The sequence below is a fragment of the Agrobacterium tumefaciens genome (genome assembly GCF_013337285.1).
Classification (GTDB): domain Bacteria; phylum Pseudomonadota; class Alphaproteobacteria; order Rhizobiales; family Rhizobiaceae; genus Agrobacterium; species Agrobacterium burrii.
Genome location: NZ_SUPW01000007.1, coordinates 1 through 14,677, shown reverse-complemented (window position 1 = coordinate 14,677; position 14,677 = coordinate 1). Strand labels below are relative to the sequence as shown.

The 14,677-nt window shown below is 59.5% G+C and carries 8 protein-coding genes; 6 read left to right on the top strand and 2 right to left on the bottom strand.

Annotated elements, in window-relative coordinates:
* Window positions 1-115 precede the first annotated feature (115 nt).
* The gene (locus tag FCH38_RS17855) at window positions 116-1,963 is read right to left on the bottom strand and encodes a DEAD/DEAH box helicase (protein ID WP_149901143.1); all 1,848 of its coding nucleotides are present in this window, start codon (window positions 1,961-1,963) and stop codon (window positions 116-118) included.
* A gap of 390 nt (window positions 1,964-2,353) precedes the next feature.
* Here FCH38_RS17855 and FCH38_RS17850 point away from each other — a divergent pair, with 390 nt between their 5' ends.
* The 6 genes from FCH38_RS17850 (at window position 2,354) to clpB (ending at window position 12,263) form a co-directional block, all read left to right on the top strand.
* On the top strand, window positions 2,354-3,631 hold the full coding sequence (locus tag FCH38_RS17850) for an aspartate kinase (RefSeq protein ID WP_035243307.1): 1,278 nt from the start codon (window positions 2,354-2,356) through the stop codon (window positions 3,629-3,631).
* Between the two features lie 176 nt (window positions 3,632-3,807).
* Window positions 3,808-6,075, top strand: a complete 2,268-nt coding sequence (gene ptsP, locus FCH38_RS17845; RefSeq protein ID WP_149901142.1) for a phosphoenolpyruvate--protein phosphotransferase — start codon at window positions 3,808-3,810, stop codon at window positions 6,073-6,075.
* A gap of 28 nt (window positions 6,076-6,103) precedes the next feature.
* A complete protein-coding gene (gene prfA / locus FCH38_RS17840; RefSeq protein WP_149901141.1) occupies window positions 6,104-7,186 on the top strand; it encodes a peptide chain release factor 1 in 1,083 nt (360 codons plus the stop codon).
* Window positions 7,183-8,049, top strand: a complete 867-nt coding sequence (prmC, locus tag FCH38_RS17835; protein ID WP_174374608.1) for a peptide chain release factor N(5)-glutamine methyltransferase — start codon at window positions 7,183-7,185, stop codon at window positions 8,047-8,049. The genes prfA and prmC overlap by 4 nt, the downstream gene beginning before the upstream one ends.
* A 395-nt stretch (window positions 8,050-8,444) precedes the next feature.
* Window positions 8,445-9,248, top strand: coding sequence for a DUF4167 domain-containing protein (locus FCH38_RS17830; protein WP_174374607.1), 804 nt, complete (start codon window positions 8,445-8,447; stop codon window positions 9,246-9,248).
* Between the two features lie 390 nt (window positions 9,249-9,638).
* Window positions 9,639-12,263 carry an ATP-dependent chaperone ClpB gene (gene clpB / locus FCH38_RS17825; protein WP_174374606.1) on the top strand — a complete coding sequence of 875 codons (2,625 nt, stop codon included), beginning with the start codon at window positions 9,639-9,641 and terminating at the stop codon, window positions 12,261-12,263.
* A gap of 68 nt (window positions 12,264-12,331) precedes the next feature.
* Here the strand turns inward: clpB and FCH38_RS17820 are convergent, their stop codons facing one another.
* A complete protein-coding gene (locus FCH38_RS17820) occupies window positions 12,332-14,278 on the bottom strand; it encodes a M23 family metallopeptidase (RefSeq protein ID WP_174374605.1) in 1,947 nt (648 codons plus the stop codon).
* Between the last annotated feature and the right edge of the window lie 399 nt (window positions 14,279-14,677).

Here is a 14,677-nt window from a genome sequence, read left to right as displayed (position 1 = left end):
ACGGCGTTCTGTAGACAAAAGAAAAGCCCCGCAGACGCGGGGCTTTTTTGTGGTGCATTGTCTCTGACCGGACGTAATCCTCGGCCTTGAACCGAGGATTACCAATAAAGTAGGCTTAGCCCTTCGTCGGCTTCGGCCCACGCTTTTCGAACGGCTTGTCCTTCTTGCCTTCGTATTTAGGCTTGTCGCCGAATGCCTTTTTCTTCTTCCAGGGCTTGTCATCACCCTTGCGGTCGTCGCGCGGCGCGCTCGCATTGTCGGATTTCGTGAATTTGCGCTGCGCTGTGGCGGGCCTTGTGTCTTCACGGGCGTTGCCGGTCATTTCCGGCTTGCCTTCCATCTGCTTCAGGCGAATGCCCTTTTCGAGCATCATGTCCTTGCCGATGGCGGAGGTGAAACGGTCGACGGCGTCGGCCGCCAGTTCCACGAAGGTTTCCGTCTGCTGCATGCGGATCGCGCCGATATCCTGGCGGGTGATCTTGCCGAAACGGCACAGCATCGGGATAAGCCAGCGCGGCTCGGCGCTCTGCTTGCGGCCGACGGACAGCGAGAACCACGCGCTGTCGGAGAAGTCGGACCGTTCGCGGCGCGGCGCGTTGTTTTCGACCGTTTCGAAACTGTCGCGGCGCGGCTTGCGGGTGTTGTCGAGCGCGACTTCGAAGATGTCTTCGGGGGCCGAGCGTCCCGCATGATAAAGGCGCACGAAGGCGGCGGCGACTTTTTCCGCGCCATGCTGTTCGAGCAGCTGGTTGACGAAATCGCGTTCGTCCTCAGCCACCGCTTCGCTGAGTGTCGGATCGGCCAGAAGCCTTGCGCCGTCGCGCTCGACGATCTCTTCGACGGAGGGCGGACGAACCCATGCCGGGCTGACCTTGGCGCCTTCGAGAAGGCGTTCGGCCTTGCGGCGCTGGCTTACCGGCACAATGATGGCGCTGACGCCCTTCTGACCGGCGCGGCCGGTGCGGCCCGAACGGTGCAGAAGCGTTTCCGAATTGGTCGGCAGGTCGGCATGGATGACGAGTTCCAGACCCGGCAGGTCGATGCCGCGGGCGGCAACGTCGGTCGCCACGCAAACGCGGGCGCGGCCGTCACGCATGGCCTGCAGGGCGTGGGTGCGCTCGTTCTGTGTCAGTTCGCCGGAGAGAGCCACGACGGAGAAGCCGCGATTGTTCAGGCGGGCCGTCAGGTGGTTGACGGCGGCGCGGGTGGAGCAGAACACGATGGCGTTGCGGGCTTCGTAAAAGCGCAGCGCGTTGATGATGGCGTTCTCACGATCGGAAGGCGACACCAGCAGGGCGCGATATTCAATATCCACATGCTGCTTCTGCTCGGAAGCGGTGGCGATGCGCACGGCGTTCTTCTGGTAGCTTTCGGCAAGCTTGGCGATGCTGCGCGGAACGGTGGCCGAGAACATCAGCGTGCGGCGATCGGCGGGCGATTCTTCCAGAATGAATTCCAGATCTTCACGGAAACCGAGATCGAGCATCTCGTCGGCTTCGTCCAGCACCACGGCGCGCAGCGAGGACAGATCGAGCGCGTTGCGCTTGATATGATCGCAGAGACGGCCAGGTGTGCCGACAACGATATGAGCGCCGCGTTCCAGCGCCCGGCGCTCGCTGCGGATATCCATGCCGCCGACGCAGGATGCAATCGAGACGCCGGTGAATTCATAAAGCCATTCCAGCTCGCGCTTGACCTGCATGGCCAGTTCGCGGGTTGGCGCAATGGCAAGCGCCAGGGGTGCGGAGGCCTGACCGAAACGATTTGTGTCACGCAGCAGCGTGGTTGCAAGCGCAATGCCGAAGGCAACCGTCTTGCCGGAGCCGGTCTGCGCGGAAACCAGCGCATCCTTGTCGGCGAGTTCAGGCGAAAGCATCGCCTCCTGTACGGGGGTCAAGTCTTTGTAACCGCGTTTTTCCAACGCCTGCGCGATCGCCGGGGCGATACCCTGGGTGTCTGTCATCTACCGTCTTTCGGATATGAAGCTGCCCGCATCCGCCCGAAACCAATAGGTTCTAAAGTCTCCGGGGCAGCCGATACTGGCCATTTCGGCCATCTGGCCGGTTGCATTGCCCGCGCTCATACTGCGAATAGGCCCGTTTGTACAGTGCACTGCGGTACGCTCTTTTACGGGTACTTTCTCCCGCCTTCTGTTCCAGCCCGTCACCGTCCGTCGCGAAGGTCGGCCAAAAGGCGTACCGCATGGTTCATAAACGGCATTGCGTGCCCCCCGCCTTTTCGCTAAGAGACCCGCAACTTGAGGCTCTTTGTCAGGAAGGGCCGACTGGGTTTGTTCTTGTCCACACCGGGTGAAAACCGGCTGGCGGAAAAAAGGGATGTACTGGTCAAGGCTATGGCTCGCATTGTCATGAAATTCGGCGGCACGTCCGTCGCGAACCTCGAACGCATTCACAATGTCGCACGGCATGTGAAACGCGAAGTGGATGCCGGCCATGAAGTGGCCGTGGTCGTTTCCGCCATGTCCGGCAAAACCAACGAATTGGTGGACTGGGTGCAGAATGCTGCGAAGGTGGCCGGCACCAACGCCGCCTCCTTCTATGATGCGCGCGAATATGATGCGGTCGTCGCATCCGGCGAGCAGGTGACGTCAGGTCTGCTGGCGATTACGCTGCAGTCCATGGGCATCAACGCGCGCTCATGGCAGGGCTGGCAGATCCCTATCCGCACCGATAATGCGCATGGCGCCGCCCGCATCCTCGAGATTGACGGTTCGGATATCGTTCACCGCATGGGCGAAGGTCAGGTTGCCGTCGTTGCCGGTTTCCAGGGCATCGGTCCGGATAACCGCATCGCGACGCTCGGTCGCGGCGGATCGGACACGTCGGCTGTGGCTATTGCTGCGGCCGTGAAGGCGGATCGTTGCGATATCTATACCGATGTCGATGGCGTCTACACCACCGATCCCCGCATCGAGCCCAAGGCTCGCCGCATGAAGAAGATCGCCTTCGAGGAAATGCTTGAAATGGCGTCTCTCGGCGCGAAGGTTCTGCAGGTTCGCTCCGTCGAGCTTGCCATGGTACACAAGGTGCGCACCTTCGTTCGCTCCAGTTTCGAGGATCCCGATGCGCCGGGCATGGGCGACCTCATCAACCCGCCCGGTACTTTGATTTGTGACGAGGATGAAATCGTGGAACAGGAAGTCGTAACCGGCATCGCCTATGCCAAGGATGAAGCACAGATTTCGCTGCGCCGCGTGGCCGACCGTCCGGGCGTTTCCGCCGCGATCTTCGGTCCGCTCGCAGAAGCGCATATCAATGTTGACATGATCGTGCAGAACATCTCCGAAGATGGCTCGCGCACCGACATGACTTTCACCGTTCCTTCGGGTGACGTTGCCAAGGCTCTCAAGGTTCTCGACGAGAACAAGGCCCAGATCGGCTTCGACGTTGCCCAGAACGAGACGGGTCTCGCCAAGGTTTCGGTCATCGGTATCGGCATGCGCAGCCACGCCGGCGTTGCCGCGAGCGCCTTCAAGGCGCTTGCCGAGAAGAACATCAACATCAAGGCCATCACCACGTCAGAGATCAAGATTTCGATCCTGATCGATGGCGCCTACGCCGAACTTGCCGTTCGCACTTTGCATTCCGCCTACGGTCTCGATAAGGCTTGAACCCGAGACATCGGTTCCCGATGCTCCGATTCTTCGGGGTTGCGTTCTTCCGATGTGGCGTTTCTTGAAAGCGTGTCCCTTGCGGGACGCGCTTCTCGCGCTATAAATTTTTTAAATGACGTTTTGATTCTCGAATATTATGACATTCGGATCGGAAGCGTCGGGGAGCAAACGCGATGAGAGACCTTTCTGCAGGTCCGCGCGTCCTGCTCAAGCGGCTGCGCGAAATGATGGCGGAGCACCTTGAGCCGCAGGACCGCCTGGACCAGATCGTCCGTCAGATAGCCAGCAACATGGTGGCAGAGGTTTGCTCGGTCTACGTGCTGCGTTCCGACAGCGTGCTGGAACTTTATGCCACCGAAGGTCTTAACAAGGATGCCGTGCATCTTGCCCAGTTGAAAATGGGGCAGGGTCTTGTCGGCACCATCGCCGCTTCCGCTCAGCCGCTCAATCTTTCCGATGCACAGGCGCATCCTGCTTTCCGCTATCTTCCTGAAACCGGTGAGGAAATTTATCATTCCTTCCTCGGCGTGCCGATTTTGCGTTCCGGTCGCACTCTTGGCGTTCTTGTGGTTCAGAACAAGGTCAGCCGAACATACCGGGAGGATGAAGTTGAAGCGCTTGAGACAACCGCGATGCTTATCGCTGAAATAGTGGCGAGCGGCGAGTTGAAAAAGATCACCCGCCCCGGCGTGGAGCTGGACCTGACGCGTGCCGTCTCCATCGATGGCGACGGTTACGGTGAAGGCATCGGTCTTGGCCACGTCGTGCTGCACGATCCCCGCATTGTCGTCACCAATCTCTTGAACGAGGACGCGGATACGGAAATCCTGCGTCTTGCCGACGCCATCGGTTCGCTGCGCCTGTCGATCGATGACATGTTGCAGCGCCGCGACGTGCCGACTGAAGGTGAGCACCGCGAGGTTCTGGAAACCTATCGCATGTTCGCCCACGATCAGGGGTGGGTGCGGCGCATGGAAGAGGCGATCCGCAACGGCCTGACGGCCGAAGCGGCGGTCGAGAAGGTGCAGAGCGACACCAAGGCGCGCATGATGCGCCTGACCGATCCTTATCTGCGCGAGCGCATGCATGATTTCGACGATCTCGCCAACCGGCTGCTGCGCCAGCTGATCGGTTTCGGCGGTCGCAGCCCGGAGCTGGATTTTCCGCTGGACGCCATCGTTCTGGCACGCGCCATGGGTGCTGCCGAATTACTGGATTACCCGCGTGAGAAACTGCGCGGTCTGGTGCTCGAAGACGGGGCGGTGACGAGTCACGTCGTCATCGTGGCGCGCGCCATGGGTATTCCGATCATCGGCCAGGCGGCCGGTATCGTCGCGCTGGCGGAAAATAACGATCCGATCATCATCGATGGTGATGACGGCCAGGTGCATCTGCGGCCGATGTCGGATTTGCAGCGCGCCTATGAGGAAAAAGTTCGCCTGCGTGCCAAGCGGCAGGAGCAGTTCCGCGCGCTGCGCAATGTCGAGCCGATTACCAAGGATGGCCAGAAGGTCAACCTCAAGATGAATGCGGGCCTCTTGGTCGATCTGCCGCAGCTCGAGGAATCCGGTGCCGATGGCATCGGCCTGTTCCGCACCGAGCTGCAATTCATGATCGCGTCCAACATGCCGAAGGGCGAGGAGCAGGAGGCTTTCTACCGCTCGGTTCTGCGGCAGGCCAAGGGCAAGAGCGTCACCTTCCGCACGCTCGATATCGGCGGCGACAAGGTCGTCTCCTATATGCGGGGCCAGGAAGAGGAAAACCCGGCGCTGGGCTGGCGGGCGATCCGCCTGTCGCTCGACCGGCCGGGCCTGATGCGCACACAGATGCGCGCGCTGCTGCGCGCCGCGTCCGGAGCGGAACTGCGCATGATGTTGCCGATGGTGACCGAGGTATCCGAAATCCGGGCCGCACGCGATCTTCTGCAGAAGGAAGTGCAGCATCTTTCGAAATTCAGCCATGCGCTGCCGAAAAAGCTGCAATTCGGCGCGATGCTGGAAGTGCCGTCCTTGATGTGGCAGCTCGACGAGCTGATGCAGGAGGTGGATTTCGTTTCCGTGGGGTCAAACGACCTGTTCCAGTTTTCCATGGCGGTCGATCGTGGCAATGCCCGGGTTTCGGATCGTTTCGACAATCTCGGCAAGCCGTTCCTGCGCATTCTGCGTGATATTGTTCGCGCCGGCGAAAAGCACCACACATCGGTCACGCTATGCGGTGAGATGGCGGGCAAGCCGCTGACTGCCATGGCGCTGATCGGTCTCGGTTTCCGGTCGATCTCCATGTCGCCGACGGCAATCGGTCCGGTCAAGGCCATGCTGCTCGGGCTGGACGCCGCGCGCCTTGCCGACGAGCTGAATGCTGCGCTTGACGATCATAATTCGCTGGAAAGCGGGCGCGAGGTGTTGTTACGCTTTGCTGCAGCGCATTCCATTCCCATTTAAAAGACTTATTTCATTATCGGAGTGACTGGTGGCGAAGCTTCCCGTCGAAAAAATGCGCGAACTGGAAAGGCGTTTCGGAGAGATCGAAGCGCGGATGTCGGCTGGCCCGGCGGCGGATGTCTATGTGAAGCTGGCTTCGGAATATTCTGAGCTTCAGCCGGTCGTGAACAAAATTCGCGACTACGAAAAGGCGATTGCCGAGGCTGCCGATCTCGAGGCGCTGCTCGCCGACAGGACGACCGACAGGGACATGCGCGATCTGGCGGAAATGGAACTGCCTGACGTCGAGGCCCGCATCGGTGAGCTTGAGAAGGATATGCAGGTCCTGCTGCTTCCCAAGGATGCGGCGGATGAAAAAAGCGCGATCCTTGAAATCCGTGCCGGTACCGGCGGCTCCGAGGCGGCGCTGTTTGCCGGAGATCTGTTCCGTATGTATGAGCGCTTCGCGTCGACCAAGGGCTGGAAAGTCGAGGTGCTTTCCGCCAGCGAAGGTGAAGCGGGCGGTTACAAGGAAATTATCGCCACGATTACCGGGCGAGGGGTCTTCTCCAAGCTGAAATTCGAATCCGGCGTACATCGCGTTCAGCGGGTGCCGGAAACGGAAGCAAGCGGCCGTATCCATACCTCCGCCGCCACCGTTGCGGTGCTACCGGAAGCGGAGGACATCGACGTCGAAATCCGCCCGGAGGATATACGCATCGATACGATGCGTGCCTCGGGTGCGGGTGGCCAGCACGTCAACACCACGGACTCCGCCGTTCGCATCACCCATCTTCCCACGGGCCTGATCGTCACGAGTTCGGAGAAATCCCAGCACCAGAACCGCGCCAAGGCGATGCAGGTTCTGCGCTCACGCCTTTACGACATCGAGCGCCAGAAGGTGGATAGCGAGCGTTCGGCTGACCGCAAGAGCCAGGTTGGTTCGGGTGACCGGTCCGAGCGCATCCGCACCTATAATTTTCCGCAGGGGCGCGTCACCGATCATCGCATCAACCTTACCCTCTACAAGCTTGACCGGATGATCGAAGGTGAAATCGATGAGCTTGTGGATGCGTTGATCGCCGATTATCAGGCCGGCCAGCTGGCATTGCTTGGCGAACAGCAGCTTTGAGCGGCGCTGAGGGAACCGTTTCGGTAGAACTTGCCGCCGCCCGCAAACGGCTGCAGGCGGCCGGTGTTGCCGATCCGCTTCTCGATGCGCGCCTGTTGATCGCAGAGGTTATCGCCTTTTCACTGACCGATTTCGTGATGAAGCCTGACAGGCCCATTACGCAGGAAGAGCAGGCCCGCATCGCCGTCATGATCGAAAGGCGGGCGGGGGGAGAGCCGGTCCATCGCATCCTCGGTCACCGGGAGTTTCATGGCCTCGATCTTCTGTTGTCGAAGGAGACGCTCGAACCCCGCCCGGATACGGAGGTTCTCGTCGACACGCTTTTGCCGGCGTTAAAAGAGGCGGTTTCCCAAAAGGGTAGCGCCCGCATTCTGGATTTAGGCACGGGCACGGGTGCGATCTGTCTGGCGCTTTTGAAGGAATGCCCGGAGGTGACGGGTGTCGGCAGTGATATTTCCGCTGATGCGCTGGAGACAGCTGCCAGAAACGCGTCCCGAAACGGGCTCGAAGCGCGTTTCGAGATCAGGCATAGCGACTGGTTTGAGAAAATCTCCGGCCGCTTTGACATAATTGTGTCGAATCCGCCTTATATAAGAAGCGATATCGTTACAACGCTCGACCGAGAGGTTCGTCATCACGATCCGATGGCGGCGCTGGACGGAGGTCAGGACGGCCTTGCACCGTACCGCCTTATTGCTGCCGACGCAGGCCGATTTCTTGTGGAAAACGGGATCGTTGGTGTAGAGATCGGTTTCGATCAAAGGCTTGATGTTTCCGACATATTTGCTTCCAACGGTTTCTCTCTTGTAGACGCCGTGAAGGATTATGGCGGCAACGACAGAGTTTTGATCTTCCGGAGATAGTTCTTCGCGATATGGCGGCGGATTTTTTGCAAGGATATTTTGCACAGCAAAAGAAAAGGCTTGGATTTCCGCGGGAAGCGGGATAGTTTGCGGCCACATGCAGGGTGGCTGAGGACGAACGCAGATTCGTCAGGGTATGGGTCAGTCCCGAAGCGGGTTCTTTTGAGAGCCCTGAAAGGCTGGGCGTTTCCGGCATGTGAATCAGTAAACTTTGTTCGCAGGCGGCTCGGTGCAGCATTTGCGCGACCGGTCGTCACACGCGAGGTTTTGTCCGGGGTTATCTTCGGCGGGACGCGTGACGGAACAATTTCAGGAAAAATTTCCAGCGGTTTTCCGTCCGGAATTGCATGAAAATAACCAGATTGTCAGCAAAACAGAATTCAGGTGAGCAATTGATGAGGCCAGGACAGCAAAACAAGCGCGGCCGGGGGCGTGGAAGCAACAATAATAACAACAATAACAATGGTGGCGGTAACAACAACTTTAACCGCAAGGGCGGTAACCCGCTCACCAGGACTTATGACAGTTCCGGCCCCGATGTTAAGATTCGCGGTACAGCCCAGCATATAGCGGAAAAATACGCTGCCCTTGCCCGGGACGCGCAGAGTTCCGGTGACCGTGTGATCGCGGAAAACTATCTGCAGCACGCGGAGCATTACAACCGCATCATTGCCACGGCTCAGGCCCAGATGCAGGAACGGTTCCAGCGCGACGATCGCGGTGAATACAATGCCGCCGACGCGGATGCCGACGATATGGATGGAAACGATGGCGACGACGGCTTCGTTGCACCGCAGCAGCATTCCGAACAGGTAGAGCGCGTCCAGCAGCCGGAGCGCCAGGAGCGCCCTGAACGGAGCGAGCCACGCCAGGAACGTCGCGAACGTCCGGACCGCCGTGAGCGGCAGGAACGTCAGCCGCGCCAGCCGCAGGTCTCGTCCGAACAGCAGCCGCCGGTTTACGACGCCAGCCAGGCGCCGCAGCCCGTCATCGAAGGTACGCCCATGGAAGTGGCCGTCGAGGAAGAGCAGCAGCAGTCGGAAGCGCCCGCGACCGAACGTGCGCCAAAGCCCCGTCGTGCCACGACCCCGCGCCCGCGTCGCCCGCGCCGTGCCGCAGCGGCGGAAGGTGCCGAAGGTGAAGAAGCGCCAGCCGGCGAAGACGCAACACCGGCCCCCCTTGAAAACGCTGCTGAATAAGCAGGGATTTCAAACAGACCGCGCCAAACACGCGGCCGAACACGCGATTGAAAAACTCCGGCTTGCCGGAGTTTTTTGTTTTTGGCGTTCATATGGGGAGGAACCCGTCGGCGAAGAGGGCGGATGCGTGACACGAAGCTGATGTCTGTCAAAACAGGCGAAAATTTCCCGAACGGCGGTTTTACGCCCCTTTAAACCGATGAAAATGCCTCCCATATTCGTGCAGGAAGGACGGAAGCCGCATTCGCCGGCAACCGACCTTCGAGAGGCGGCGATCGTGAAATCCTTTAAACACGGCTGTCGTAGCGGGGCTTGCCTTTTGAGGGAGCCTCAACCCTAACACCCGGAGCCGTGCCGAAAGCGGGCGGGCCGGTCAATGGAGGTTCGACTATGAATATTGAAAAATACTCCGAACGTGTTCGCGGTTTTCTGCAATCGGCGCAGACCTTTGCGCTTGCGGAAAATCACCAGCAGTTTTCTGCCGAACATGTTCTCAAGGTTTTGCTCGATGACGAGCAGGGCATGGCAGCATCGCTGATTGAGCGTGCCGGTGGCAACGCGAAAGAAGCGCGTCTTGCCAATGACGCGGCACTGGCGAAATTGCCCAAGGTTTCCGGCGGCAATGGTGGTCTTTCGCTGACCGCTCCGCTCGCCAAGGTTTTCTCGACTGCTGAAGATCTCGCAAAAAAGGCGGGCGACAGCTTCGTGACTGTCGAGCGCCTTTTGCAGGCTCTGGCGATTGAAAGCTCTGCTTCCACTTCGGCTTCGCTGAAGAAGGCGGGCGTGACGGCGCAGGGCCTCAATCAGGTCATCAATGAAATCCGCAAGGGCCGTACGGCCGATAGCTCCAATGCCGAACAGGGTTTTGACGCGCTGAAGAAATTCGCGCGCGATCTGACGGAAGAGGCCCGCGAGGGCAGGCTCGACCCTGTCATCGGTCGTGACGACGAAATCCGCCGTACCATTCAGGTGCTGTCACGCCGCACCAAGAACAACCCGGTGCTAATCGGCGAACCCGGCGTCGGTAAAACGGCGATTGCCGAAGGGCTTGCGCTGCGCATCGTCAATGGCGATGTGCCGGAAAGCCTCAAGGACAAGAAGCTGATGGCGCTCGATATGGGCGCGCTGATTGCCGGTGCAAAATATCGCGGTGAATTCGAAGAACGTCTGAAGGCCGTACTCAATGAGGTGCAGGCCGAAAATGGCGGCATCATCCTGTTCATCGATGAGATGCACACGCTGGTCGGTGCCGGCAAGGCCGATGGGGCGATGGACGCCTCCAATCTGCTGAAGCCAGCACTTGCCCGCGGCGAACTTCATTGCGTTGGCGCCACCACGCTCGATGAATATCGCAAACACGTGGAAAAGGATCCGGCCCTTGCCCGCCGTTTCCAGCCCGTGCTGGTGGATGAACCGACCGTTGAAGACACGATCTCGATCCTGCGCGGTCTGAAGGAAAAATACGAACAGCACCACAAGGTCCGCATCTCGGATTCGGCGCTGGTTGCGGCTGCGACGCTTTCCAACCGTTACATTACCGACCGGTTCCTGCCCGACAAGGCAATCGACCTGATGGACGAGGCCGCTTCGCGTCTTCGCATGCAGGTGGATTCCAAGCCGGAAGAACTGGACGAACTGGACCGCCGCATCATTCAGCTCAAGATCGAGCGCGAGGCCCTCAAGCAGGAGACTGACCAGTCTTCCGCCGACCGGCTGAAAAAGCTCGAAGATGAGCTGGCCGATACGGAAGAAAAAGCAGATGCGCTGACGGCCCGCTGGCAATCAGAAAAGCAGAAGCTTGGCCATGCCGCAGACCTCAAGAAGCAGCTGGACGACGCCCGCAACGAACTGGCGATTGCCCAGCGCAACGGCCAGTTCCAGCGCGCCGGCGAATTGACCTATGGCATCATTCCGGGCCTTGAAAAGGAACTGGCTGCGGCGGAAGCGCGCGACAGCAGCGGCGGCGGCTCGATGGTTCAGGAAGTGGTGACGCCTGATAATATCGCCCATATCGTTTCTCGCTGGACCGGCATTCCCGTCGACAAGATGCTGGAAGGTCAGCGCGAAAAGCTGCTGCGCATGGAAGACGAGCTTGCCAAGTCCGTTGTCGGACAGGGTGAGGCCGTACAGGCTGTGTCCAAGGCGGTTCGCCGCTCGCGTGCCGGTCTCCAGGATCCCAACCGGCCGATCGGCTCGTTCATCTTCCTCGGCCCGACCGGTGTGGGCAAAACCGAGCTGACGAAGTCGCTCGCCCGCTTCCTGTTCGACGACGAAACTGCGATGGTTCGCCTCGATATGTCGGAATATATGGAGAAACACTCCGTTGCCCGGCTCATCGGTGCACCTCCGGGTTATGTCGGTTACGAAGAGGGTGGTGCCCTGACCGAAGCCGTTCGCCGCCGGCCCTATCAGGTGGTGCTGTTTGACGAGATCGAGAAAGCGCATCCGGACGTCTTCAACGTCCTGTTGCAGGTGCTGGATGATGGCCGCCTGACGGATGGCCAGGGCCGCACCGTCGATTTCAAGAACACCATCATCATCATGACCTCGAACCTCGGTTCGGAATTCATGACGCAGATGGGCGACAATGACGATGTGGATTCGGTTCGCGAGTTGGTGATGGAGCGGGTCCGGTCGCACTTCCGGCCGGAATTCCTCAACCGTATCGACGATATCATCCTCTTCCACCGCCTGCGGCGCGACGAGATGGGTGCGATCGTGGAAATCCAGCTCAAGCGGCTTGTCTCGCTTCTCGGCGATCGCAAGATCTCGCTCGAACTGGATGAGGATGCCCGCAGCTGGCTCGCCAACAAGGGCTATGATCCCGCTTACGGCGCACGTCCGCTGAAGCGGGTGATCCAGAAGTCGGTTGAGGACAGGCTTGCCGAAATGATCCTCGGCGGCGAAATCCCCGATGGTTCGCGGGTCAAAGTGACGTCTGGCACCGATCGGCTGCTGTTCAAGGTCAAGCCTCCGAAGAGCGAGGCCGAAACGGAAACGGCAGATGCGGCATAAAGCAAAAGGGCTCCGGAAACGGAGCCCTTTTTATTTGACCGATTTTTCAGGCTACGACGTCAGGTGAGTTACCGGCTCGCCACCTGATTTGGCTTGTCTTCGATGTTGAGAAGATTGTCGATGCGCTTTCTCTCGTCCGAGAACCGTGCGAGCGCATCGCCGGAAAGCGACTTGCCGCCCGGCAGGCGCACTTTCATCGCGTCCACTTTCGTGCCGTTGACGATCAGTTCGTAATGCAGGTGGGCGCCGGTCGAAAGGCCGGTAGATCCGACATAACCGATGACCTGGCCCTGCCGGACCTTGGAGCCCTCGGTGACGCCCTTGGCGATGGCACTCTGGTGATTATAGGAGGAAACATAGCCATTGGCGTGGCGAAGCAGGGTCTGGTTGCCGTAACCGGAGGCCCAGCCTGCTTTCTCGACAGTGCCGTTGCCGGTCGCGATGATCGGCGTGCCGCGGGCGGCGGCCCAGTCGGTGCCGGTGTGCATGCGGCTGAATTTTAGAACCGGGTGACGGCGCATGCCGAAACCGGATGTCATGCGGCCGTTCGGAACAGGGTTGCGCAACAGGAATTGCCGGATGCTTTTACCGTTTTCGTCGAAATAATCGATGCTGTTGTCATCAGGGTTCTGGAACCGGTAAAAACGCGTCTCGTTGTCGCCGAACTTGGCATTGACGTAGAGCAGTTCCGACTTGTCGGTCGCCTTGCCGTCGGCATCTTCCACGGAGAAGAAGGCTTCCAGCGTATCCGCCGGTTTGAGCTGCGCCTGAAAATCGACGCTGCTGGCCAGAAGCTTGATAAGTTGCGAAACCATGCTCTGGTTCATGCCATAAGCGAGAGCGGCGCGGTAGACACCGTCATAGACGCTCGGCAGGTCGCGACCGGCCGCTGGTGCAGGCGTGCTGTCAAAGGCAGTCGCGACCGCGTCGAGTTTCGGCGGTTCGCTGGCCTTGATGAAGTTTTTCCGGTCATCGACGGCCATGGTGACCATATGGCGGCCCTTGCGATAAAGGCTGACGCGCACGATATCGCTTTTTTCGTCTTCCTGAATAATGCCGACACGCAGCACGTCGCCGCTTTCAACATTGTTCGACTGGAGTTGCGGTGACAGCAGCCCGGCGATCTCCGATGATTGTGCCTTGGAGTAACCCGCACCGAACAAAGCGGCCTCGATTGTCTCGGTCTGGCGGGCAGGGATCACGTCGTCGGCATATTCCTTGACCGGCACTGAGGCGGATTGCGGGGTTGAAACCGACATATTCTGCTCGACGACACGGGCCGCGAGGCCGGCCGTGATATCCACATCGCCTTCATCATTATCGAAGCGGCGCGGGTCGATGTAATAAAGCGCAGCAAGCTGCTCGTTGCCATCCGTCAGGATCGAGCCGTTCGAGCGTACCGCTTCCTCGACCTCGTCGAAACTCAAGGAGCCGGCAAAGGCGTATTTGGAGTGCTGGACGGGAAAGGCCACGGTCTTCAGGCTGACTTCGGATTCAACCTCGGAGCCGTAGATCGTTCCCGTACGGCTCGGCGCCGGCGCCGCGGCGTCCTTGTCGTCGTTGCTCGCGAAAATGTTCAGGGGATCGAAGGCGGGATAGTCATCCTGCTTGGCGTAATTCGCCGCCAGGGGAATTTTGACGTGAGAGAAGGGAACCTTGCGGACCACTTCCTTGTCGCCTTCATTGATGACGGTCGAGACTTCCATGATCGACCGGTCGGATGGCCGGGCCGCGATATTCGGGGCGATAAGGCGCGTGCCGCGCCGCGCCGCTTCCGTCGCATTGTTACCCATGTCCGCCTTGGCGAAGGCCTCGGCGGGAATGGCGAGCTGCTGGCGACCGTCCAGGGCTGCAAAAAGAGCCACACCCATCAATATGGAAGAAGTGATGCCGGTCAGGAATGTACCGGAGAGCCATCGCAGCGAAATTTCGCGACGATCGGGTGCACGGCGCCCTTCCGCCAGAATTGGCGGTTCCGTGCCTAGCGACCGGATCACATTACGATCCGCAGTCATACCAGCTGTGCCCCGTCGGTCATGCGCTCTCCAGAAACTTCAGGCGAAGGTGTGCAACTTTCAAAGCCATGAGTCAAATTGATCGACGCATCGAAAGATATGTCGCAACGGCCTACATAAGGACACGCGCACGCATGCCCGCATTAACGCTTCGTTGGCAAAGCAATTAGCGAGGAACCGGGCCAAAAGAAGGCGCGGGGCTCGCCTTGATGTCGCGGGCTCTGTTCTCCTGTGCAAAACCGGCAGCGCGGCGGCGCCTTTTGCATCGGGTAGTGACTGAAAATGAAAATTATATTTTAAATTCAATAGTTTGCCTGATTTTCTTATTTTTTGTGATTTGGGCTGTTGACTTGTTTGCGGGTGATCTCTTATAAGTCCGCTCACTGAACGAGGGCGGCG